Origin of the sequence: Aeromonas sp. QDB25, from assembly GCF_027707725.1 — a bacterium.
GTDB classification, from domain to species: domain Bacteria; phylum Pseudomonadota; class Gammaproteobacteria; order Enterobacterales; family Aeromonadaceae; genus Aeromonas; species Aeromonas caviae.
Map to the genome: position 1 here is coordinate 50650 of NZ_JAPCIZ010000013.1, position 19418 is coordinate 70067.

The window sequence follows — 19418 nt, forward strand, 5'->3', positions numbered from 1 at the left end:
GTCTCACACGCCTGCACACCAGAAGCCAGGGAATGACAGCAACAACTCGATCTGGATCAAGACGGTGCGCCAGAAGGGTTATCTACTCGTACCCCAGGCTTGGGAATGAGCTGGTGTCTCACACGCCTGCACACCAGAAGCCAGGGAATGACAGCAACAACTCGATCTGGATCAAGACGGTGCGCCAGAAAGGTTACCTGCTGGTGCCCCAGGCCTGGGAATAAGCCCCGCCGAATGACCTTGATGCACTCAGCCTTCTCCCCTTGCGGGAGAAGGGTTGGGGATGAGGGGCAACAAGGCAATGTCCAGACACAATCCAGGCAAGAGGAGAGCCCCGATGCGACGCCTGTTTATCCAGTTCTATCTGTTGCTGATAGGCTGCTTCGCCCTCGCCATTCTGCTCATCGGGCTGGTCTATCAGGTCAGTGCAGAGCGGGCGGGGGACCGTTATCTGGAGCGGATGATGCAAGGCTCCCTCGGCCTGCTCACTGGCGAGCTGGCCCGGCTGCCGCCGGAACACTGGGCCACCCGCACCGGCGAGCAGAGCCGCCAGCTCAATCTGCCGCTGCAGATCGGCGTCCTCGCCAACCAGCCCCTGGCCAGCGAGGATCAGGCCTTCCTCGAGGCGGGCAACATCGTCATCGTCGAGGAGGATGACACCTTCCTGCAGCGCATCCCGAACACCGACAAGGTGCTGATCGTCGGCCCCGTCCCCTACCTCTCCTACCTGCACGAGCTGCACTGGGTGGACGTGGGGCTGCTGCTGCTCATCGGCCTTTCCCTCGGCCTGCCCATCCTGCTCTGGCTGCGCCCCCACTGGCGCGGCCTGCAACAGCTCGAACAGACCGCCCGCCGGGTCGGCGACGGGGATCTCTCCTGTCGCACCGGTTTGCCGCCCGGCAGCAGCCTGGGCCGGGTCGGCCGCACCTTCGACCAGATGGCGGAGCAGTTGCAGGCCATGCTGGCCAGTCGCAAGCAGTTGACCGACGCCATCGCCCACGAGCTGCGCTCCCCCCTGGTGCGGCTGCGCTATCGCCTCGCCATGCTGGCCGAGCCTCCCTCACCCGAGGAGCAGCAGGGACTGGAGCGGGACCTCGGCGCCCTCGATGCCCTCATCGAGGAGATGCTGACCTATGCCAGGCTCGATCGCCCCGAACTGCCGCTGCAATGCAGCGATCTGGAGCTCGGCAGCTGGGCCGGCAGCCGCCTGGCCGACTGGCAGGCCCTGCGACCGGACAAGCGGCTCGACTTCGTGCGCCCGGCCATGCCCCTGCCCTGGCGCGGCGACACCCGATTGCTGGACCGGGCGCTGGAAAACCTCATCGGCAACGCCCTGCGCCATGCCACCAGCCAGGCAAGCCTCTGCATAGCGCGACAGGGGGACGACTATCTGCTGGAGGTCGCCGACGATGGCCCCGGCATCGATCCCGCGCTGGCCCCGCAAATCTTCGAGCCCTTCGTGCGCCTGGATCAGAGCCGGGACAGACGCACCGGCGGCGCCGGGCTGGGGTTGGCCATCGTGCGCAGCATCGCCCACCACCACGGCGGCGAGGTGCAACTGCTGCCAAGCAGCAGCGGTGCCCGTTTCTGCCTGATCCTGCCCGTACATTTGGATACAAACCGTCACCAGTCGCTCACTGAACCGCAGGTCGAACAGCCCTAGGATGAAGTCATGGAGAAACGCTCCATGTCATCAAACCGAACGAGGAACTGGAATATGAACAAGCTGATCCCCCTGACTCTGGCCGCTGTCTTCGCCCTGACCTCCGGCTTCACCATGGCCGCCACCCCGACCAAGGCCGCCGCTCCCCACGCCACCCAGACCAAGGTCGTGAAAAAGCATCACAAGGCTGCCCACGCCAAGGCGCCGGCCGTCAAGGTTGCTCCCAAGACCAAGTAAGCCGCCCGCTCCCGCCATGAAAAAGGGGCCCCCGACAGGGGCCCCTTCTGTTTTTTGCGTACTTGCCGTGACTCAACCCAGCATGTAATCCCCTGGCAGTTCGATGCGGGCCACCCCGGAGGCAACCGCCGCCAGCGCCACGGCACGGGCAACCCGCGGCAGCAGGCGGGCATCCATGGGCTTGGGAATGACGTAATCCTTGCCGAAGGCGAGTTCACTCACGCCAGCAGCGGTCAGCACCTCGGCGGGCACCGGCTCCTTGGCCAGAGCACGGATCGCCTCCACTGCCGCAATCTTCATGGCATCGTTGATGCGGCTGGCACGGGCGTCGAGGGCACCGCGGAAGATGAAGGGGAAGCAGAGCACGTTGTTGATCTGGTTCGGGTAGTCCGAGCGGCCGGTTCCCATGATGAGATCCCCGCGCACACCGTGAGCCAGGGCAGGCTTGATCTCGGGGTCCGGGTTGGAGCAGGCGAAGATCACCGGGTTGGGGGCCATCAGGGCCACCGCCTCGGCGGGTAGTACGTCCGGGCCGGAGACGCCGACGAAGACGTCAGCCCCGTCGATGACATCCGTCAGGGTACGCAGGGGGGTGTCGTTGGCGAAACGCTGCTTGTACTGGTTGAGATCGGTGCGGCCGCTGTGGATCACACCCTGGCGGTCCAGCATGAAGATGTTGTGCGGCGCAGCCCCGCACTTGATCAGCAGATCCATGCAGGCGGTGGCGGCGGCACCGGCGCCCATGCAGACGATGCGGCTGGTGCCAATCTCCTTGCCCTGCACTTCCAGCGCGTTGAGCAGGCCGGCGGCGGTGACGATGGCGGTACCGTGCTGGTCATCGTGGAACACCGGGATGTCGCAGCGGGCGATCAGCGCCTCTTCAATCTCGAAGCACTCGGGGGCCTTGATGTCTTCCAGGTTGATGCCGCCGAAGGTGTCGGCGATGGCGGCCACCGTATCGATGAACTGGGCGCTGGTCTCGTGCTTCACCTCGATGTCGATGGCGTCGATGTCGGCAAAGCGCTTGAACAGCAGGGCCTTGCCCTCCATCACCGGCTTGGAGGCCAGCGGGCCCAAATTGCCCAGCCCCAGGATGGCGGTGCCGTTGGAGATGACGGCCACCAGGTTGCCCTTGCCGGTGTAACGGTAGGCATCGGCCGGATTGGCGGCGATCTCGCGTACCGGTTCGGCAACGCCCGGGCTGTAGGCCAGCGCCAGATCGCCAGCGGTCTCGGCGGGCTTGGTGAGGGCGATGGCGATTTTGCCCGGAACGGGTTGGGCGTGGTAGTCGAGTGCCTGTTGGCGGAGATCGTGCTGCTGATCGGACATGGGGGACCCCGATACGGAAATGAATGAGTGATGCGTTGGCTCGCCAGCGGGCGAGGGCTGAGGATCATAAAGAAATCCCCCGCCCTTTCACAGCATAAAATATCGCTGGATAGCAATGACACGCTAATCAGTAGCATGTCATGCCACCCAAAACTACCCAATTAGTTATAGATTCGATTTCAATCCATGACTGGAATGCCGGCTTTTGCCTCTGCCTGCCGGGCGATGGCCTCCGTCATCCCCTGGAAGATGAAGAGGTGGAACGGCAGCATGGCAAGCCAGTAGGCCAGCCCCCAGGCCCCCTGCGGATGCCAGTGGGCCGTCACCCGCAGCCGAGTCAGGCCGGACTCCAAGGGCTGGATGTTGAACTCCAGCCGACCGACGCCGGGGGCCTTCATGTTGAACAGCAGATCCAGCCTGCGTCCTTCATCCCCCCCGAGGATCTGCCAGGAGTCCAGCATGTCCCCCTTCACGAAGCGATCCGGGTTGGTACGTCCCCGGGTCCGGGCCGGGCCGCCGATCAGATGATCCATCCATTCGCGCACCACCCACAGCTCGTTCATGTAGAAGTAGCGCTGCTCACCCCCCAGTTGCTGCAACACCTGCCACACCACCTCGGGGGCGGCGAGGCAATCCGCCTCCCCGCTGGCGGTGCGGTCGTAGAAGCCATATTCGGGATGACGCCAGCGCAGACCAAGGGGCGTCTCCTCCCCGTGCTGCTCGGCACCGAGCCTCTGCTCCAGCGCCAGGCTCTCCGCCAGCGCCTCATCGAAGCTGAGCAGATGCTGGGGCAGCAGGGCGCGCAAGGGGCCGTCATCCGCCGGGATGTCGTGCTTGAGCCCCCCCACCAGCGCCTTGGCGATGGGTTGGGGAACCGAGGTGGCGAACTGCAGCCACCAGGCGGAGAGCCGGGGGCTCAAAAAGGGGATCGGAATGATGGGGCAGCGTTTGCCGATATGGGCGGCGAATTTCTGGAGCTGCTGCTGGTAGCTGAGCAGCTCGGGGCCGGCCGCATTGAAGATCTGGCCATCCACCCCGTCGGCCTCCACCAGCCCGCCCAGATAGTGCAAGAGGTTGGAGAGGGCGATGGGGGGCGTGCGGGAGCGCACCCACTTGGGCGTCACCATCATGGGCAGGTTGTACACCAGATCCCGCATCACCTCGAACGCCGCCGAGCCGGGGCCTATGATGATGCCGGCACGCAGCTCTACCGTGGGCACCCCTGCGCTGCGAAACAGCTCCCCACAGTAGCGCCGGGAGTTGAGGTGGCGACTGTTGCAGGGCTCGGGCTGGATGGCGCCGAGATAGATGATGCGGCGCACCCCGGCGGCACGGGCGGCAGCGGCGAAGTTCTTCACTCCCTGCTGCTCCAGCCGGTGAAAACCGGCCCCCGCCCCCATGGCGTGTACCAGATAGAAGACGGTGTCGACCCCCGCCAGCGCAGGGGGCAGGGTGGCCGGCTTGAGGCTGTCGGCGAGGCGAAACGCCACCCCCTCCGGCAGACGGCAGGGACGACGGGCCCCGGCGATGACCCTGTACCCCAGACCCTGCAGATGAGGCACCAGGTAGGATCCTATGTACCCGGCAGCTCCCATCACCAGACATGTGCGCATCGGCTCTTCTCCCTTGGTTGAGCCAACACCATAGGGCAAAGCGGGGAATTACAGAATGGCGGCCAATAAAAAAGGCACCCGATGGGCGCCTTTTTCAGAATTCTTCAGAAGCAAGATTACTTCTTGGAGGTCAAACCACCGAAACGCTTGTTGAACTTGTCTACGCGGCCGCCGCTAGAAACTTCTTTCTGCTTGCCGGTGTAGAACGGGTGGCACTCGGAGCACACGTCCAGGTTCAGATCTTTACCGATGGTAGAGAAGGTGTTGATGACGTTACCGCAAGAGCACTTGGCGGTGATGGCTACGTAGTCAGGATGGATACCAGCTTTCATGGACAACCTCAATTATCAGGCCGTGTCGCCATCCGATCTCTTGTCGGACACCACACGATTGTTGAACACAGTTTCAAAGGCTGCGAATAATATAGGAAACGCCTGAGATCAGGCAAGTGGCTTCGCAGAAAAAATAGGCAACCCCTGGTGAATTCTTCCCAAACGCTGGATCTGGTTCGTGTGGCTGTGCCGGTGCCGTTACGCCGTCATTTCGACTATCTCTCTCCCCTGCCCTTGCCTGCCCCCGGTTGCCGGGTCGAGATCCCGTTCGGCCCGCAGACCCTGGTCGGTCTGGTGGTGGATCACCCGACCGAGAGCCAGGTCCCCCGCAACAAATTAAAGCCCTTGAAGAGGGTGCTCGACAGCGCCCCCGTGCTGGGGCCCGACATTCTGGCGCTGATGGCCTGGAGCGCCGGTTACTACCAGCACCCGCTGGGAGAGGTACTGCCCCACGCCCTGCCGGTGCTGGTGCGCAAGGGGGAGCCCGCCGCCTATCGGGAGCTGGAGTTCTGGTTTGCCACCGATGCGGGCATGGCCATCGACCTCAACGAGCTCAAGCGGGCGGCCAAGCAGCAGCAGGCCCTCGCCTTGCTGCGCAAGGGGCCGCAGACCCCCTCCGCCCTCAAACAGGAGGAGATCCAGAGCGCAGCCCTCACCGCGCTGGAGAAGAAGGGACTGCTGGAGAAGCGCTCGCTGGAGCCGAGCCATGATGGCGACTGGGCCACCCGCTTCGAGCCGGGTGAGGGGCTGCGCCTCAACGGTGAGCAGGCGCTGGCGGTGGCCGCCGTCACCAGCCAGAGCAACAAGTTCAGTGCTTTCCTGCTGGACGGCATCACGGGCTCCGGCAAGACCGAGGTTTACCTCAGCATCCTCGAGCCCCTGCTCAAGGCGGGCAAGCAGGCGCTGGTGATGGTGCCGGAAATCGGCCTCACCCCCCAGACCATCAACCGCTTCCGGCGCCGCTTCAACGTGCCCGTGGTGGCGATGAACTCCGCCATGAACGACAGGGAGCGGCTCGATGCCTGGCTGGCCTGCCGCGACGGCGGTGCCGCCATTCTGATCGGCACCCGATCCGCGGTGTTCACGCCGTTCAAGGACCTCGGCATCATCATCATCGACGAGGAGCACGACGGCTCCTTCAAGCAGCAGGACGGCTTTCGCTACCACGCGCGAGATCTGGCGGTGATGCGGGCCCATCGCGCCGGCATTCCCATCCTGCTTGGATCTGCCACCCCGTCGCTGGAGACGCTGCACAACGCCCGTAGCGGCAAGTATCACCACCTCACTCTCACTCGCCGCGCCGGCAACGCCCAGACCGCTCGCCAGGTGATCCTCGACATCAAGAACGTGCGGCTGCAGGCCGGGCTCTCCCCCCAGCTGGAGCAGCTGATGGCCGAGCACCTGGCGGCGGGCAACCAGGTGATGCTGTTTCTCAACCGCCGGGGCTATGCGCCGGCACTCATCTGCCACCAGTGCGGCTGGAGTGCCGCCTGCGAGCGCTGTGACGCCTGGTACACCTGGCACCAGGCCGGTCGGCGGCTGCACTGCCACCACTGCGACAGCGTGCGCCCGCTGCCCCACCACTGTCCCGAGTGTGGCAGCAACGAGCTCATCGGCTCCGGGGTCGGCACCGAACAGCTGGAGCAGCTGCTCGGCACCGTGTTCCCCCAATATCCGGTGGTGCGCATCGACCGGGACAACACCCGGCGCAAAGGGGAGCTCGAAACCCACCTCGGCGACATCAAAGCGGGCAAGTACAAGATCCTGATCGGCACCCAGATGCTGGCCAAGGGCCACCACTTCCCGGATGTGACTCTGGTAGGGCTGCTGGATGTGGATGGTGCGCTATTCAGTGCCGATTTTCGCGCCGCCGAGAAGCTGGCCCAGCTCTACACCCAGGTGGCGGGCCGGGCTGGTCGCGCCAGCAAACCGGGGCTGGTGGTGCTGCAGAGCCACCATCCCGAACACGCCCTGCTGCAGGATCTGACCCAGAACGGCTATGGCCACTTCGCCGACACGGCGCTGAAAGAGCGCCGCCTGCTGGGGCTGCCACCGTTCAGCCATCAGGGACTGTTCCGGGCCGAGGCCAACGGCCGCGACGAGGTACAGCTGTTCCTCAGTCGCCTCGCCGATACCCTGCGCAGCGCCCGCTATCCCCAGGTGCAGGTGCTGGGGCCCATCAGCGGCTTCATGGAGCGCAAGGCGGGCAAGTTTCGCATGCAGCTACTGGTGCAGGGGCCCAGCCGGGCACCGCTGGCCCAGTTGCTCGACTGGGCAGTGAAGGAGCTGGAGGGGTGGCCCGAGACCAAGCGGGTGCGCTGGAGTCTGGATATCGACCCCACGGAACTGAACTAGCGCGGCTCTGCCAGCACGGCCTCCGCCAACACCCTGGCCTGTTCCAGAGCCAGGGGCTGCTGATAGCTGTGGGCCATCACCACGGCCCCTTCCAGCAGCAGGCATAATCCGGTGGCCTGCACCTCGGTGCATTCGAGGGCCTCCCTGACCCAGTTCAGCAACGCCCGCTTGTGGGCCACCACCAGCTTGCGCACCGTGTGGCGAGGATCGGAGAACTCGGCGCTCGCGTTGATGAAGTTGCAGCCGTAGAAGTCACTGCGACCAAACCAGTCCGCAAAGCCATCGAGCAGCGCCAGCAACCTGGCCTCCCGCCCCGACACCCCATCCATCCTGGCATCAAGCAGGGCAAAGAACTCCGCATCCCGTGCCATCAGCACCGCTTCGATCAAGGCATCCTTGGTGGGGAAGTGGCGATAGAGGGTGCGTTTGGTACTGCCTGCCTCGGCCCAGATGCGATCGATGCCGGTGGCGTGAAAGCCGTGACGATTGAACAGCCGATAGGCTGTCGTCATCAGCTGTTGCCGTTTTTCGCTCATGGTGACTTTCCTCTTGAAGTACACCGATCTGTCTACCTAATGTCGCAGGCTGGATCAAGTGATCCGGCACAGACAAGGAGACAGGAGATGGAAACAAGACGATGGCGAAGTGCCTGGCTGGCAGGGCTCGGTGCCTGCCTGGCCATAATGTTGCTCGGCTGGCTGGACATGAGCTGGCAGTCGACCCTGTTGATGGCACCGTTCGGGGCAAGCTGTGTGCTGCTCTTCTCACTGCCGGACAGTCCGCTGGCCCGTCCGCAGAACGTGCTGGGAGGCCATCTGCTATCGGCCACCGTGGGGTTGGTGGTGCAATTGCTACCGCTACCGATGGAGCTCAAGCTGGCGCTGGGTGTGGGCCTGTCCATTGCACTCATGCAGGGACTGGGGCTGATCCACCCACCCGCCGGAGCCAATCCACTGTTGATCCTGCTCACCACCCAGTCCTGGCCTTTCCTCTGGCAAACAGTGCTGCCCGGCGCCTTGCTGCTGATCATGGTGAGTCATTGCGCCAGGCGGCTGCAAACGTCACGACTCACACCCACATAAACAACGAGGGGGCCAAGGCCCCCTCGTTGTTTAATAGCAAGGCAAAGATGGCTTATTCGGCGACCTGGGAGACCCCGGTCAGGCGCACCTCGACCCGGCGATCCGGGGCCAGACAGGCGATCATCTGCGCCTTGGCGCCATCCGGGCAGCTGCCCCCGGTCACGGGCGAAGACTCTCCCCGCCCTTCGGCACGCACCTTGTCGGCAAACAATCCCTTGGCGATGAGATAATCCGCCACCGTGCGGGCACGCTGTTCGGAGAGGGACTGGTTGTAGGCCTCCGAGCCGATGCGGTCGGTATGACCGATCACCGTCGCCACCCCGTCTTTCGGATTGGCCGCCAGGATCTGGGCAAACAGGTTGTCGAGGGCCTGGCTGGCGGCTGGCTTCAGGGTCGCCTTGTTGAACTCGAACAGCACATCGGAATCCAGGCTGAACTGCTTCTCCACCAGCACGGGGGCCGGGGCGGGCGCAGGTTCGGGCGCAGGCGTTGGTGCCACCGGCTCGTCGCCGATCTGGCCGAAGCGATAGAGCATGCCGACCGACAGCAGGCCGTTGTCCATCTCGATGCCTGACTCGTCGAGGGAAGTCTTGCCAAGGGGGGTGGTGTACTGGTATTCGAGGCGGGCGGCCCAATCCTTGTCGATGGCGTATTCGACCCCCAGCGCCCCGACAAAGGCGGCACCATGATATTTGTTGCCCTCATGGGATTCGGAGAGGCTGCTGGTGCCATCGCTGGCCCTGACGTTGAGTGAGCTCTCGGTCCAGGCATAGGCCCCCCCGAGACGACCGTAGATATCCAGTGCCGAGGTTGCAGGCAGGATAATCTTCATGGTGGCCTGCACCATCTGGGCCTTGGCCTCGCCATCGAGTGCGAAATCAACCCCATTGCCCGAGTAGTGCTTGTCCACCTGATACTTGCCGAGCCAGTCATAGCCGAGCTCAATCGCCACGTTTCTGTTCACCTGATAACCGGCAAACAGCCCCAGACCGAGATCATCGCTGTTCTCGTTCACCTTGGTCGCATCGAACAGCTCTTCGACCTGAGCGTTGTAATCCACCCCGTAATAATTTGACCAGCCGGCCTTGCCGCCGACATACCAGGTGTTGTCCTGGGCGGCAGCCTGCACCGTCCCTGTTGCCATCAAAGCGCCGATCAGGACGGCGAGCATAGATCTGTTCATGGATGAGCCCCTGCAATGAATTGTTATGACGCTGCTGCGTCTCTCTTCCCTGACGGGGCCCTGAACCCAAGCCCCGCATTCAGATTATCCCATCTGCAACCAGCCTCAAACGACCAGGGACTCAGGAGTGTGATATTACCGACATTATCAGCCACCGTGCCCCCAATCATGGGGGCCGGCGCGTTGCCCATAAAAAAACGAAGAGCCGGGCTCTTCGTTTTTCATCTGGCAAGGGGATGGCCCCGCTCACTGACTGCCCTGGCTCGCCAGGAACAGCCGGTAGGCGGGGTCGTCGCTCACCTCTTTCCAGCCGTAGCCAATCTCGTGCAGGTAGTCGTGGAAAGCCGCCACGTCCTCGTCCGGCAGCTCGAAGGCGCAGAGCACCCGTCCGTAGTCGGCGCCGTGGTTGCGGTAGTGGAACAGGCTGATGTTCCAGCGACAGCCCAGGGTCTCCAGAAAGCGCATCAGGGCACCCGGCTGCTCCGGGAACTTGAAGCTGTAAAGACGCTCACCGAGGGGCCGGACCGGGCGACCGCCAATCATGTAGCGCACGTGGTTCTTGGCCAGCTCGCTCTCGGTCATGTTGACCACCGGATAGCCGTTGCCGCCGAGCTGATCGATGATCTGGCCCAGCTCCTCGTCACCGCCGGTGAGGCGCACCGAAACGAACAGCGACGCCTGCTCTGCGTCCGCATAGCGATAGTTGAACTCGGTCACCATGCGGGGCCCCAGCTGACGGCAGAAGTCGAGGAAGGCCCCCTTGCGCTCGGGGATGGTCACCGCCAGCATGCCCTCGCGCTTCTCGCCGATCTCGCAGCGCTCGGAGACGTAGCGCAGGCTGTGGAAGTTGACGTTGGCGCCGGACAAAATGGCCGCCATCCGACCACCCTTGACCTGCTCGCGCTCGCTGTACGCTTTCAGGCCCGCCAGGGACAAGGCCCCCGACGGCTCGGCGATGGCGCGGCAGTCATCGAAGATGTCTTTCAGTGCGGCGCAGATCTGGTCGTTGGAGACGGTCACCACCTCGTCCAGATACTGGTTGCACAGGCGGAAGGTCTCCTCGCCGATGCGCTTGACCGCCACCCCGTCCGCAAACAGGGAGACCCGCTCCAGATTGACCGGCTCGCCGGCCGCCAGCGCAGCCTTGAGACAGGCGGACCCCTCCGCCTCCACCCCGATCACCTTCACATCCGGCAGCAGCTGCTTGATGTAGACCGCCACCCCGGCGGCCAGGCCGCCGCCGCCCACCGGCACGAAGACGTGGGTGAGGTGGGTATCCTGCTCCAGCAGCTCCTTGCCGATGGTGCCCTGGCCGGCGATCACCTCGACGTCGTCGAACGGCGGGATCAGGGTGTAGCCCTCCAACTCGGCGAGGCGGCGGCTCTCGCCGTAAGCCTCATCGAAGCTGTTGCCAAACAGCATGACGTTGCCGCCCTGACGGCGCACCGCGTCGATCTTGATGTCCGGCGTGGTCTTGGGCATCACGATGATCGCCTTGATGCCGAGCTTGGCGGCCGACAGGGCGACCCCCTGGGCGTGGTTGCCGGCGGAGGCGGCGATGACGCCGCGCTCCTTCTGCTCCTGGGTCAGGGTGGCAATCTTGTGGTAGGCGCCGCGCAGCTTGAAGGAGTGAACCGGTTGCAGATCCTCCCGCTTCAGACTGACGTGATTGCCAAGCCGCTCGGAGAGTTTCTTCAGGGTTTGCAAAGGGGTGACCCGCGCCGCCTCGTAGACGGGGGAGAGCAGTACCTTGCGTAGATAATCCGCCGCAGAGACCATGGTTTATACCCCCGTCTCGTTGCGAAGGGCGCGCAATGCGCCCATATCATGACAGCTCATCCTCTCACTCCCCCAGCAGGGTGCGATCGCGCACCGCGCCCTTGTCGGCGCTGGTGGCGAACATGGCGTAGGCGCGCAGGGCAAAGGAGACCTCGCGCTGACGATCGACCGGCTTCCAGCCACGGGCAGAGACGGCGGCGCGACGGGCAGCCAGCACGCTGTCGGCCACCTCCAGCACCATGCTGCGGGCCGGGATGTCGATGTTGATGATGTCGCCATCCTCCACCAGACCGATAGTGCCACCAGAGGCCGCCTCCGGGGAGACGTGGCCGATGGAGAGACCCGAGGTACCGCCGGAGAAGCGACCGTCGGTGATGAGGGCACACGCCTTGCCCAATCCCATGGACTTGAGATAGGTGGTGGGATAGAGCATCTCCTGCATGCCGGGGCCCCCTTTCGGGCCCTCGTAGCGGATCACCACCACTTCACCGGCTTTCACCGTGCCGTCCAGAATGCCGCTCACCGCGCTCTCCTGGCTCTCGAATACCCGGGCCGGGCCGCGGAAGGTGAGGTTCTCCTCATCCACCCCGGCGGTCTTGACGATGGCCCCGTTGAGGGCGAGGTTGCCAGCGAGGACCGCCAGGCCACCTTCCTGGCTGTAGGCGTGATCGAAGGAGCGGATGCATCCCTCGGCGCGGTCCAGATCCAGCTCGGGCCAGCGGCAATCCTGACTGAACGCCTTGGTGGTACGGATACCGGCAGGGCCTGCACGGTAGAAGTCGTGAACCCCCTTGTCATTGCTGCGGCTGACGTCATATTCGGCCAGCAGCTCCACCAGGGAGGTGCCCAGCACGTTGCGGGTATCCCCGTGCACCAGGCCCGCTTTTTCCAGCTGACCCAGGATGGCGACCACGCCGCCGGCGCGGTGCACGTCTTCCATGTGGTACTTCTGGGTGGAAGGCGCCACCTTGCAGAGCTGGGGCACCTTGCGGGACATGCGGTCGATGTCGGCCATGGTGAAGTCGACACCCGCCTCCTGGGCTGCCGCCAGCAGGTGCAGCACGGTGTTGGTGGAGCCGCCCATGGCGATGTCGAGCGCCATGGCGTTCTCGAACGCCGCCTTGGTGGCGATGTTGCGCGGCAGTGCCGAGGCATCGTCCTGCTCATACCAGCGCTTGGCCAGAGTGACGATGCGCTGGCCCGCCAGCTTGAACAGCTGCTCGCGATCGGCGTGGGTTGCCAACAGGGAGCCGTTGCCCGGCTGGGAGAGACCCAGTGCCTCGGTCAGGCAGTTCATGGAATTGGCGGTGAACATGCCGGAGCAGGAGCCGCAGGTGGGGCAGGCGCTGCGCTCGATCTGATCGCTCTGTGCATCGGAGACCTTGGGGTCAGCGCCCTGGATCATGGCGTCCACCAGATCCAGCTTGATGATCTGGTCGGAGAGCTTGGTCTTGCCCGCTTCCATGGGGCCGCCGGAGACAAAAATGACCGGGATGTTGATGCGCAGGGCAGCCATCAGCATCCCCGGGGTGATCTTGTCGCAGTTGGAGATGCAGACCATGGCGTCGGCGCAGTGGGCGTTGACCATGTACTCCACCGAGTCGGCGATGAGTTCGCGGGACGGCAGGGAATAGAGCATGCCACCGTGGCCCATGGCGATGCCGTCATCCACGGCGATGGTGTTGAACTCCTTCGCGACCCCGCCAGCCGCCTCGATTTCGCGGGCGACCAGCTGGCCCAGATCCTTGAGGTGGACGTGGCCCGGCACGAACTGGGTGAAAGAGTTGACCACGGCGATGATGGGCTTGCCGAAATCCTGATCGGTCATGCCGGTGGCACGCCAGAGGGCGCGGGCCCCGGCCATGTTACGTCCGTGGGTGGTGGTGGCGGATCTCAACTTCGGCATTGTCTCTACTCCCTGAATGCCCCTGGGGCGCATTGTCTTTCAATATGAATGTGTGATTCGCGGATCGGGAATCGATCCTGGTGAAGGCACCTCGGGAGCCTTCACCGGAAGCGACTCGGGGAGGCGTGACGCCTCCCCGCTATCATCAGTCGTTGACCGGCGTCAGCCAGCCCCACTTGTCTTCGGTCTTGCCGTTGAACAGGCCGAAGAAGGCGTTCTGCAACTGCTCGGTCACCGGGCCACGGCAACCGGCGCCCACCTTCATCCGATCCACCGAGCGCACCGGGGTCACCTCGGCGGCGGTGCCGGTCATGAAGATTTCGTCTGCGACGTACAGCGCTTCACGGGGCAGCGCCTGCTCGCGTACCTCGTAACCCAAGTCGCGCGCCAGCGTCATGATGGTGTCGCGGGTGATGCCGGGCAGGATGGCGGCGGTGGCGGGCGGGGTGAACAGCACGCCGTTCTTCACCAGAAACAGGTTCTCCCCCGCCCCTTCGCTCAGATAGCCGTTCACATCCAGCGCCAGCCCCTCGGCGAAGCCGTTGCGCTTGGCCTCGCGGCTGATGAGCTGGGAAGAGAGATAGTTGCCCCCCGCCTTGGCACCGGTCGGGATGGTGTTGGGAGCGAGCCGGTTCCAGGAGGTGACGCACACATCCACTCCGTTTTTCAACCCCTCTTCACCGAGGTAGGCGCCCCAGGGCAGGGCCGCGACCATGAGGTCGGCCTTGGCATCCAGCGGCGGATGCAGCCCCAGCCCCACGTTGCCGACAAAGGCCAGCGGGCGCAGGTAGCCGCTCTTCAGGCCGTTCTCGCGCACCACGGTGCGGCAGGCTTCATTCACTTCGGACTCGCTGTAGGGGACGTCCATCCAGTAGATCTTGGCGGAGTCGAACAGGCGGCGGGTGTGCTCCTGCAGGCGGAAGATGCAGGTCCCCTTGGGAGTGTCATAGGCCCGCACCCCCTCGAACACCGAGGATCCGTAGTGCAGGGCATGGCTCATGACATGCACCTGGGCATCCTGCCAGGGGACCAGCTTGCCGTTGAACCAGATGTATTGGGGGTGGGCGGCGGATTGGGAAGGCTGTGACATTGGCTTGGCTCCTTAAGCTCTGATCCGGGGTTGCTGTTCCAGTGCATCGACCCGGGAGACATCCACCAGCTTCACCAGCTGGCTCCACAACTGCTGGATGGGACGTACCGATTCGACAGTAACCGTGATCCGCAGCTGTTGGCAATCCTGCTCCATGTTGAGGGCGCAGAGATTGAAACCGCGGTGACGGACCACCCGCAGCACCCGTTCCATCACTTCGGGTCTGGGTTGGGCATGGATTTCCAGGGTGCTGGTATTGAGCTGGTTCATGGGCGTTGCTCCATCATCTTGTGGTTGGCGACTCCTGGCGGAACCAGGGGCCAGACATTTTCTTCCTCTGAAATAGCCACATGCAGCAGATAGGCACTCTCGCTCGCCAGCAGGCGATCCAGTGCCGGACCTATCTCTTCCTTGCATGTGATGGTCTCACCTGGGATGCCGAAGGCGGCGGCCAGAGCGACGAAATCGGGGTTGTCGGACAGATTGGTCTCGCTGTAGCGACCGTCGAAGAACAGCTCCTGCCATTGGCGCACCATGCCGAGGCGCTGGTTGTCCAGCAGCACCATCTTCACCTTGAGCCGGGCACGGCGGATGGTGCCGAGCTCCTGCACGTTCATCATGAAGGAGCCGTCCCCGCTCACCAGCACCACCTCGTCATCGGGGCGCGACATCTTGGCGCCGATGGCGGCGGGCAGGCCAAAGCCCATGGTGCCTAGGCCGGCACTGGACAGGTGGTTGCGCGGGCTGGTGAAACGCATGTGCTGGGCCACCCACATCTGGTGCTGACCCACGTCGCAGGCCACCACGCTGGTGTCAAGCAGCTGGCTTGAAAGCTCTTTGAGCAGGGCCGGGGCGTAGATGGCCTGACCCGGATGGTCGTAGCGGAAGGCGTATTCCCGAGCCATGGTGGCGCAGTGCTCGCGCCAGGGGTCGAGGGTCAGCGTCATCGCCAGGGCGGGCAGCACACGCTTGAGATCCGTGGTGATGCCCACATCGGCGGCGCGACGCTTGCCGAACTCGGCGGCGTCCACATCCAGGTGGATCACCTTCGCCTCGGGGGCAAACTCTTCCAGCTTGCCGGTCACCCGATCATCGAAACGGGCGCCCACCACCACCAGCAGATCGCACTGCTGTACCGCCAGGTTGGCGGCCTTGGTACCGTGCATGCCGAGCATGCCCAGATAAACGGGGCTGTCGGGGTCGAGGGCACCTATCCCCTTGAGGGTGGTGACCGCCGGCATCCCCGTGGTGGCGGCAAAGTCGCGCAGCTGCTGCTCGGCATTGGCCATGCCCACCCCGCCGCCGACGTAGAGTACCGGACGCTCAGCACCGGCCAGCAGGGTACGGGCGACCGTCAGTTCGGCCGAATTCAGGGGGTCGGGTTCCTCCACTGCAAACAGCGGGCTTTGAGAGGGAACGGCGGCCAGTTGCACATCCTTGGGCAGGTCGATGAGCACGGGGCCCGGACGCCCTTCGGTGGCGATGGCGAAGGCTTCGGCAATGACCCGTCCCAGATCCGCCGGGTCCGTCACCATGAAGGAGTGCTTGGTGCAGGAAAGGGACATGCCGAGCACGTCCACTTCCTGAAAGGCATCGGTACCGACGGCGGCGCAGGGCACCTGGCCGCTGATGGCCACCAGCGGTACCGAATCGAGCAGTGCCTCCGCGAGGCCGGTGACCAGGTTGGTGGCGCCGGGGCCAGAGGTGGCGATGCAGACCCCCACCTGACCGGAAGCGCGGGCATAACCCACCGCAGCCATGGCGGCACCCTGCTCGTGGCGGCAGAGCTGATGGGCCAGGCCACCGTCATACAGGGCGTCGTAGACCGGCATGATGGCTCCGCCCGGGTAACCAAACACCTGAGTCACACCCTGTTTCTTGAGAGCCTGTACCAAAAACTGCGCGCCGTTCATGTGGAAAATCCTGTCCTTTGGTCGAAAAAAAACCCCCGGGCCGTGAGGCTCGGGGGTCGCTTGTTTCGTTCTGTCCGGTGGTGGGTCTATCCCTTGTTCCGTGCAGCCAAACGAGCCCCGAGCGGTGAGATAATAATCACCACTAGGACCACAATAATGCTGACGAAACGGGAGGCCATGTTCATAGTTACAACCGGAAATCCTGTGAAATGAGAGCGGAGCTTGCCGCGAATGGCTATTAGAACTAGCACGGTGATTTTTATTGGGCAAGCATTTTTTACCTGACAAGACTCTGATTTTGACTGCTCTGAAACCTGACGACTGGAACAAAAAACTAATAAAAAACGGTTAACCAGCATATACATCAAACCAAGGACGGTATTTATGTCATTAGCTGTTGTTTATAGCCGTGCCAGCCTGGGGATAGCGGCGCCGCAAGTCACGGTGGAGGTGCACCTCTCCAACGGCCTGCCCGCCTTCAACATGGTGGGGTTGCCGGAAACCTCGGTGAAAGAGTCGCGGGATCGGGTGCGCAGCACCCTGCTCAACGGCAATTTCGAATTTCCAGCCAAGCACATCACGGTCAACCTGGCCCCTGCGGATCTGCCCAAAGAGGGGGGCCGCTTCGACCTGGCCATCGCTATCGGCATTCTCGCCGCATCCAAGCAGATACCCGCAAAATACCTGCTCGATCACGAATTTTTAGGGGAATTGGCCCTGACGGGCGAGATCCGCCCCGTACTTGGGGTGCTCCCCTCGGTGCTCGCCTGCCGCGACGCAGGGCGCACCCTGCTGGTCCCACGGGAGAACGGTCCGGAGGCTTCCCTCATACAGGATGCCGAGGTGCGCACCGCCCACCAGCTGCTGGCGGTCACCGCCTGGCTGGCGGACCAGTACGAACTGCCGCTGCCGGAACCCCAGAGCGCGGAGACCCTGCCCGACGTGCCGGATCTGCAGGATGTGATCGGTCAGTCCCAGGCGAAGCGGGCGCTGGAGATCGCCGCAGCTGGCAGCCACAACCTGCTGTTCATCGGCCCCCCCGGCACCGGCAAGAGCATGTTGGCCAGCCGTCTGCCCGGCATTCTGCCACCGCTGAGCGAACAGGAGGCGCAGCAGACCGCCGCCATCCACTCCATCGGCGGCCTCACCCCCCGCGCCGGCCACTGGCACCACAGGCCGTATCGCACGCCCCATCACAGCGCCTCGGCAGTGGCGCTGGTGGGCGGGGGTACCCATCCCAGGCCTGGCGAAATTTCCCTCGCCCACAACGGGGTCCTATTTCTGGATGAACTGCCGGAGTTCGATCGCAAGGTGCTCGACTCCCTTCGCGAGCCGCTGGAAACCGGGCACATTACCATCAGTCGTGCCGCCCGCCAGGTGGATTTTCCCGCCCGCTTCCAGCTGGTGGGTGCCATGAATCCCAGCCCCTGCGGCCATTATGGCGACGGCCAGACCCGCTCCAGCCCGGATCAGATCCTGCGCTATCTGGGCAAGCTCTCCGGCCCCTTTCTCGATCGGTTCGATCTGACGGTAGAGGTCCCGCTCTTGCCCAGGGGGAGCCTGACCGGCAAGGCGGAGCGGGGGGAATCGAGCCAGCAGATACGCGAACGGGTGCTGGGGGCGCGAGAGCGCATGCTGAGTCGCAGCGGAAAACTCAATAACCTGCTGGATAGTCGTGAAATCGAAGATGTTTGCAGATTATCGCCACAGGATGCCGAGTTTCTGGAAGGTGCCATCCAGAAGCTGGGGCTCAGCATCCGGGCCTGGCACCGCATCCTGCGGGTATCGCGCACCATCGCCGATCTGGCGGGGCACGCCACCATCGAGAGAGCGCATCTGATCGAAGCCCTGGGCTATCGTGCCATGGACAGGCTGTTGTCACGGCTGCGCGGGGGCCAGTGAGCGGGGGAACGACAGCGGCCACCACCCGACTCGGAAAGGGCGCCACCATGGTCTAGTCGTGGGCCGGCTGATATTATGGCAACAGATCTGACCACTTGGTTGCCATCCACCGATACGAAGACGGATTCCACCATGCCCAACAAGCTGATAGAGCGACTGCGCGGCAGCCTCTCGACCCTGCTCTATTTCATCAACACCCTGTTCTGGTTTGTCCCCGTCCTGCTGCTTGGCCTCATCAAGCTGCTGCTGCCCTTCAAGGGGGGGCGACGTCTCTGCAACACCCTCCTGGACGGCTGCGCCACCCACTGGATAGGTTTTAACAATCTGATCCAGAAAACCATCATCAACACCCCTTTCGATGTGGTCGGAGTGGACAAAGGGCGCCGGAATGAGTGGTATATGGTGATTGCCAACCACCAATCCTGGGTCGACATACTGGTATTGCAGCGGATTTTTAATCAAAAAATCCCCTTCCTGAAGTTTTTCCTCAAGAAAGAACTGATTTGGGTACCTTTTCTCGGTCTGGCCTGGTGGGCGCTGGATTTCCCATTCATGCGGCGTTATTCCCGAAAATTTCTGGAAAAGCACCCACATCTGAGGGGAAAAGACATAGAAACCACGCGCAAGGCGTGTGTCCGTTTCCGCCATATGCCGGTGAGTGTGATGAACTTCGTGGAAGGGACCCGCTTCACCGTCGGCAAGCACGACAGGCAAGGGGCACCCTATCGTCATCTGCTGCACCCGAGAGCAGGGGGCATCGCCTTCACCCTGGCGGCCATGGGGGATCAACTGCACAAGCTGGTGGATGTGACCATCGCCTATCCCGGCGGCGTCCCCAGCTACTGGGACTTCATGTGTGGTCGGGTCAAGGAGATCAAGGTTCGGGTCCGCTTTCTGCCGATCGAACGCAATCTGGTGGGGGATTACTTCAATGACCCCGAGTTCCAACAAGAGTTTCAACAGTGGTTGAACGGGATCTGGCACGAGAAGGACCAGACCCTGGATAAGCTGCTGGCGGACAAGACGCAGTAAGA

Annotated in this window: 16 protein-coding genes and 1 pseudogene; 7 read left to right on the top strand and 10 right to left on the bottom strand. The window is 63.6% G+C overall.

Annotated elements, in window-relative coordinates; translation table 11 throughout:
• Window positions 1–19 precede the first annotated feature (19 nt).
• From PG883_RS06830 to PG883_RS06845, 3 genes and pseudogenes are all read left to right on the top strand, one after another.
• Window positions 20–109, top strand: a pseudogene (locus tag PG883_RS06830) (two-component system response regulator RstA); the annotation flags it as partial.
• Window positions 110–337: 228 nt separating this feature from the next.
• The gene (gene rstB / locus PG883_RS06840; protein WP_200163864.1) at window positions 338–1663 is read left to right on the top strand and encodes a two-component system sensor histidine kinase RstB; all 1326 of its coding nucleotides are present in this window, start codon (window positions 338–340) and stop codon (window positions 1661–1663) included.
• 54 nt (window positions 1664–1717) lie between these two features.
• A complete protein-coding gene (locus tag PG883_RS06845; protein WP_010676075.1) occupies window positions 1718–1900 on the top strand; it encodes a hypothetical protein in 183 nt (60 codons plus the stop codon).
• A gap of 72 nt (window positions 1901–1972) precedes the next feature.
• Here PG883_RS06845 and PG883_RS06850 read toward each other — a convergent pair whose 3' ends face one another.
• The 3 genes from PG883_RS06850 to rpmE form a co-directional block, all read right to left on the bottom strand.
• On the bottom strand, window positions 1973–3229 hold the full coding sequence (locus PG883_RS06850) for a malic enzyme-like NAD(P)-binding protein (RefSeq protein WP_270807051.1): 1257 nt from the start codon (window positions 3227–3229) through the stop codon (window positions 1973–1975).
• A 179-nt stretch (window positions 3230–3408) separates the two neighbouring features.
• Window positions 3409–4842, bottom strand: a complete 1434-nt coding sequence (locus tag PG883_RS06855; RefSeq protein WP_270807052.1) for a DUF2867 domain-containing protein — start codon at window positions 4840–4842, stop codon at window positions 3409–3411.
• Between the two features lie 116 nt (window positions 4843–4958).
• A complete protein-coding gene (gene rpmE / locus PG883_RS06860) occupies window positions 4959–5174 on the bottom strand; it encodes a 50S ribosomal protein L31 (protein ID WP_010676078.1) in 216 nt (71 codons plus the stop codon).
• Between the two features lie 147 nt (window positions 5175–5321).
• On the opposite strand from rpmE, the gene priA reads away from it, so the two are divergent.
• The gene (gene priA / locus PG883_RS06865; protein WP_270807053.1) at window positions 5322–7529 is read left to right on the top strand and encodes a primosomal protein N'; all 2208 of its coding nucleotides are present in this window, start codon (window positions 5322–5324) and stop codon (window positions 7527–7529) included.
• Here the strand turns inward: priA and PG883_RS06870 are convergent.
• A complete protein-coding gene (locus tag PG883_RS06870) occupies window positions 7526–8065 on the bottom strand; it encodes a TetR/AcrR family transcriptional regulator (RefSeq protein ID WP_223924357.1) in 540 nt (179 codons plus the stop codon). The genes priA and PG883_RS06870 overlap by 4 nt on opposite strands.
• An 87-nt stretch (window positions 8066–8152) precedes the next feature.
• On the opposite strand from PG883_RS06870, the gene PG883_RS06875 reads away from it, so the two are divergent.
• Window positions 8153–8611 (top strand): HPP family protein, encoded by a 459-nt coding sequence (locus tag PG883_RS06875; RefSeq protein ID WP_010676081.1) that lies wholly within the window; start codon window positions 8153–8155, stop codon window positions 8609–8611.
• 52 nt (window positions 8612–8663) lie between these two features.
• Here PG883_RS06875 and ompA read toward each other — a convergent pair whose 3' ends face one another.
• From ompA to ilvG, 6 genes are all read right to left on the bottom strand, one after another.
• Window positions 8664–9794: a porin OmpA gene (gene ompA, locus PG883_RS06880; RefSeq protein ID WP_041211986.1), complete on the bottom strand. Its 1131-nt coding sequence runs from the start codon at window positions 9792–9794 to the stop codon at window positions 8664–8666.
• A gap of 246 nt (window positions 9795–10040) precedes the next feature.
• Window positions 10041–11573 (bottom strand): threonine ammonia-lyase, biosynthetic, encoded by a 1533-nt coding sequence (gene ilvA, locus PG883_RS06885; protein ID WP_270807054.1) that lies wholly within the window; start codon window positions 11571–11573, stop codon window positions 10041–10043.
• Window positions 11574–11637: 64 nt separating this feature from the next.
• Window positions 11638–13479: a dihydroxy-acid dehydratase gene (gene ilvD / locus PG883_RS06890; RefSeq protein WP_043153414.1), complete on the bottom strand. Its 1842-nt coding sequence runs from the start codon at window positions 13477–13479 to the stop codon at window positions 11638–11640.
• Window positions 13480–13624: 145 nt separating this feature from the next.
• Entirely contained in the window at window positions 13625–14569 is a 945-nt protein-coding gene (locus PG883_RS06895; protein WP_039039680.1) for a branched-chain amino acid transaminase, read from the bottom strand.
• A 12-nt stretch (window positions 14570–14581) separates the two neighbouring features.
• Window positions 14582–14839: an acetolactate synthase 2 small subunit gene (gene ilvM, locus PG883_RS06900; protein ID WP_010676086.1), complete on the bottom strand. Its 258-nt coding sequence runs from the start codon at window positions 14837–14839 to the stop codon at window positions 14582–14584.
• A complete protein-coding gene (gene ilvG, locus PG883_RS06905; RefSeq protein ID WP_223924358.1) occupies window positions 14836–16482 on the bottom strand; it encodes an acetolactate synthase 2 catalytic subunit in 1647 nt (548 codons plus the stop codon). The genes ilvM and ilvG overlap by 4 nt, the downstream gene beginning before the upstream one ends.
• Window positions 16483–16866: 384 nt before the next feature.
• Here ilvG and PG883_RS06910 point away from each other — a divergent pair, with 384 nt between their 5' ends.
• Window positions 16867–18384: a YifB family Mg chelatase-like AAA ATPase gene (locus PG883_RS06910; RefSeq protein ID WP_270807055.1), complete on the top strand. Its 1518-nt coding sequence runs from the start codon at window positions 16867–16869 to the stop codon at window positions 18382–18384.
• A 132-nt stretch (window positions 18385–18516) separates the two neighbouring features.
• Entirely contained in the window at window positions 18517–19416 is a 900-nt protein-coding gene (locus PG883_RS06915; RefSeq protein WP_270807056.1) for an acyltransferase, read from the top strand.
• Window positions 19417–19418: the final 2 nt, after the last annotated feature.

Coding starts and splice junctions, on each gene's coding strand:
- PG883_RS06915 (WP_270807056.1), top strand. CDS start 18,517: ATGCCCAACAAGCTGATAGAGCGACTGCGCGGCAGCCTCTCGACCCTG.
- PG883_RS06870 (WP_223924357.1), bottom strand. CDS start 8,065: ATGAGCGAAAAACGGCAACAGCTGATGACGACAGCCTATCGGCTGTTC.
- PG883_RS06855 (WP_270807052.1), bottom strand. CDS start 4,842: ATGCGCACATGTCTGGTGATGGGAGCTGCCGGGTACATAGGATCCTAC.
- ilvA (WP_270807054.1), bottom strand. CDS start 11,573: ATGGTCTCTGCGGCGGATTATCTACGCAAGGTACTGCTCTCCCCCGTC.
- ompA (WP_041211986.1), bottom strand. CDS start 9,794: ATGAACAGATCTATGCTCGCCGTCCTGATCGGCGCTTTGATGGCAACA.
- PG883_RS06850 (WP_270807051.1), bottom strand. CDS start 3,229: ATGTCCGATCAGCAGCACGATCTCCGCCAACAGGCACTCGACTACCAC.
- PG883_RS06875 (WP_010676081.1), top strand. CDS start 8,153: ATGGAAACAAGACGATGGCGAAGTGCCTGGCTGGCAGGGCTCGGTGCC.
- ilvM (WP_010676086.1), bottom strand. CDS start 14,839: ATGAACCAGCTCAATACCAGCACCCTGGAAATCCATGCCCAACCCAGA.
- PG883_RS06895 (WP_039039680.1), bottom strand. CDS start 14,569: ATGTCACAGCCTTCCCAATCCGCCGCCCACCCCCAATACATCTGGTTC.
- rstB (WP_200163864.1), top strand. CDS start 338: ATGCGACGCCTGTTTATCCAGTTCTATCTGTTGCTGATAGGCTGCTTC.
- ilvG (WP_223924358.1), bottom strand. CDS start 16,482: ATGAACGGCGCGCAGTTTTTGGTACAGGCTCTCAAGAAACAGGGTGTG.
- ilvD (WP_043153414.1), bottom strand. CDS start 13,479: ATGCCGAAGTTGAGATCCGCCACCACCACCCACGGACGTAACATGGCC.
- PG883_RS06845 (WP_010676075.1), top strand. CDS start 1,718: ATGAACAAGCTGATCCCCCTGACTCTGGCCGCTGTCTTCGCCCTGACC.
- PG883_RS06910 (WP_270807055.1), top strand. CDS start 16,867: ATGTCATTAGCTGTTGTTTATAGCCGTGCCAGCCTGGGGATAGCGGCG.
- rpmE (WP_010676078.1), bottom strand. CDS start 5,174: ATGAAAGCTGGTATCCATCCTGACTACGTAGCCATCACCGCCAAGTGC.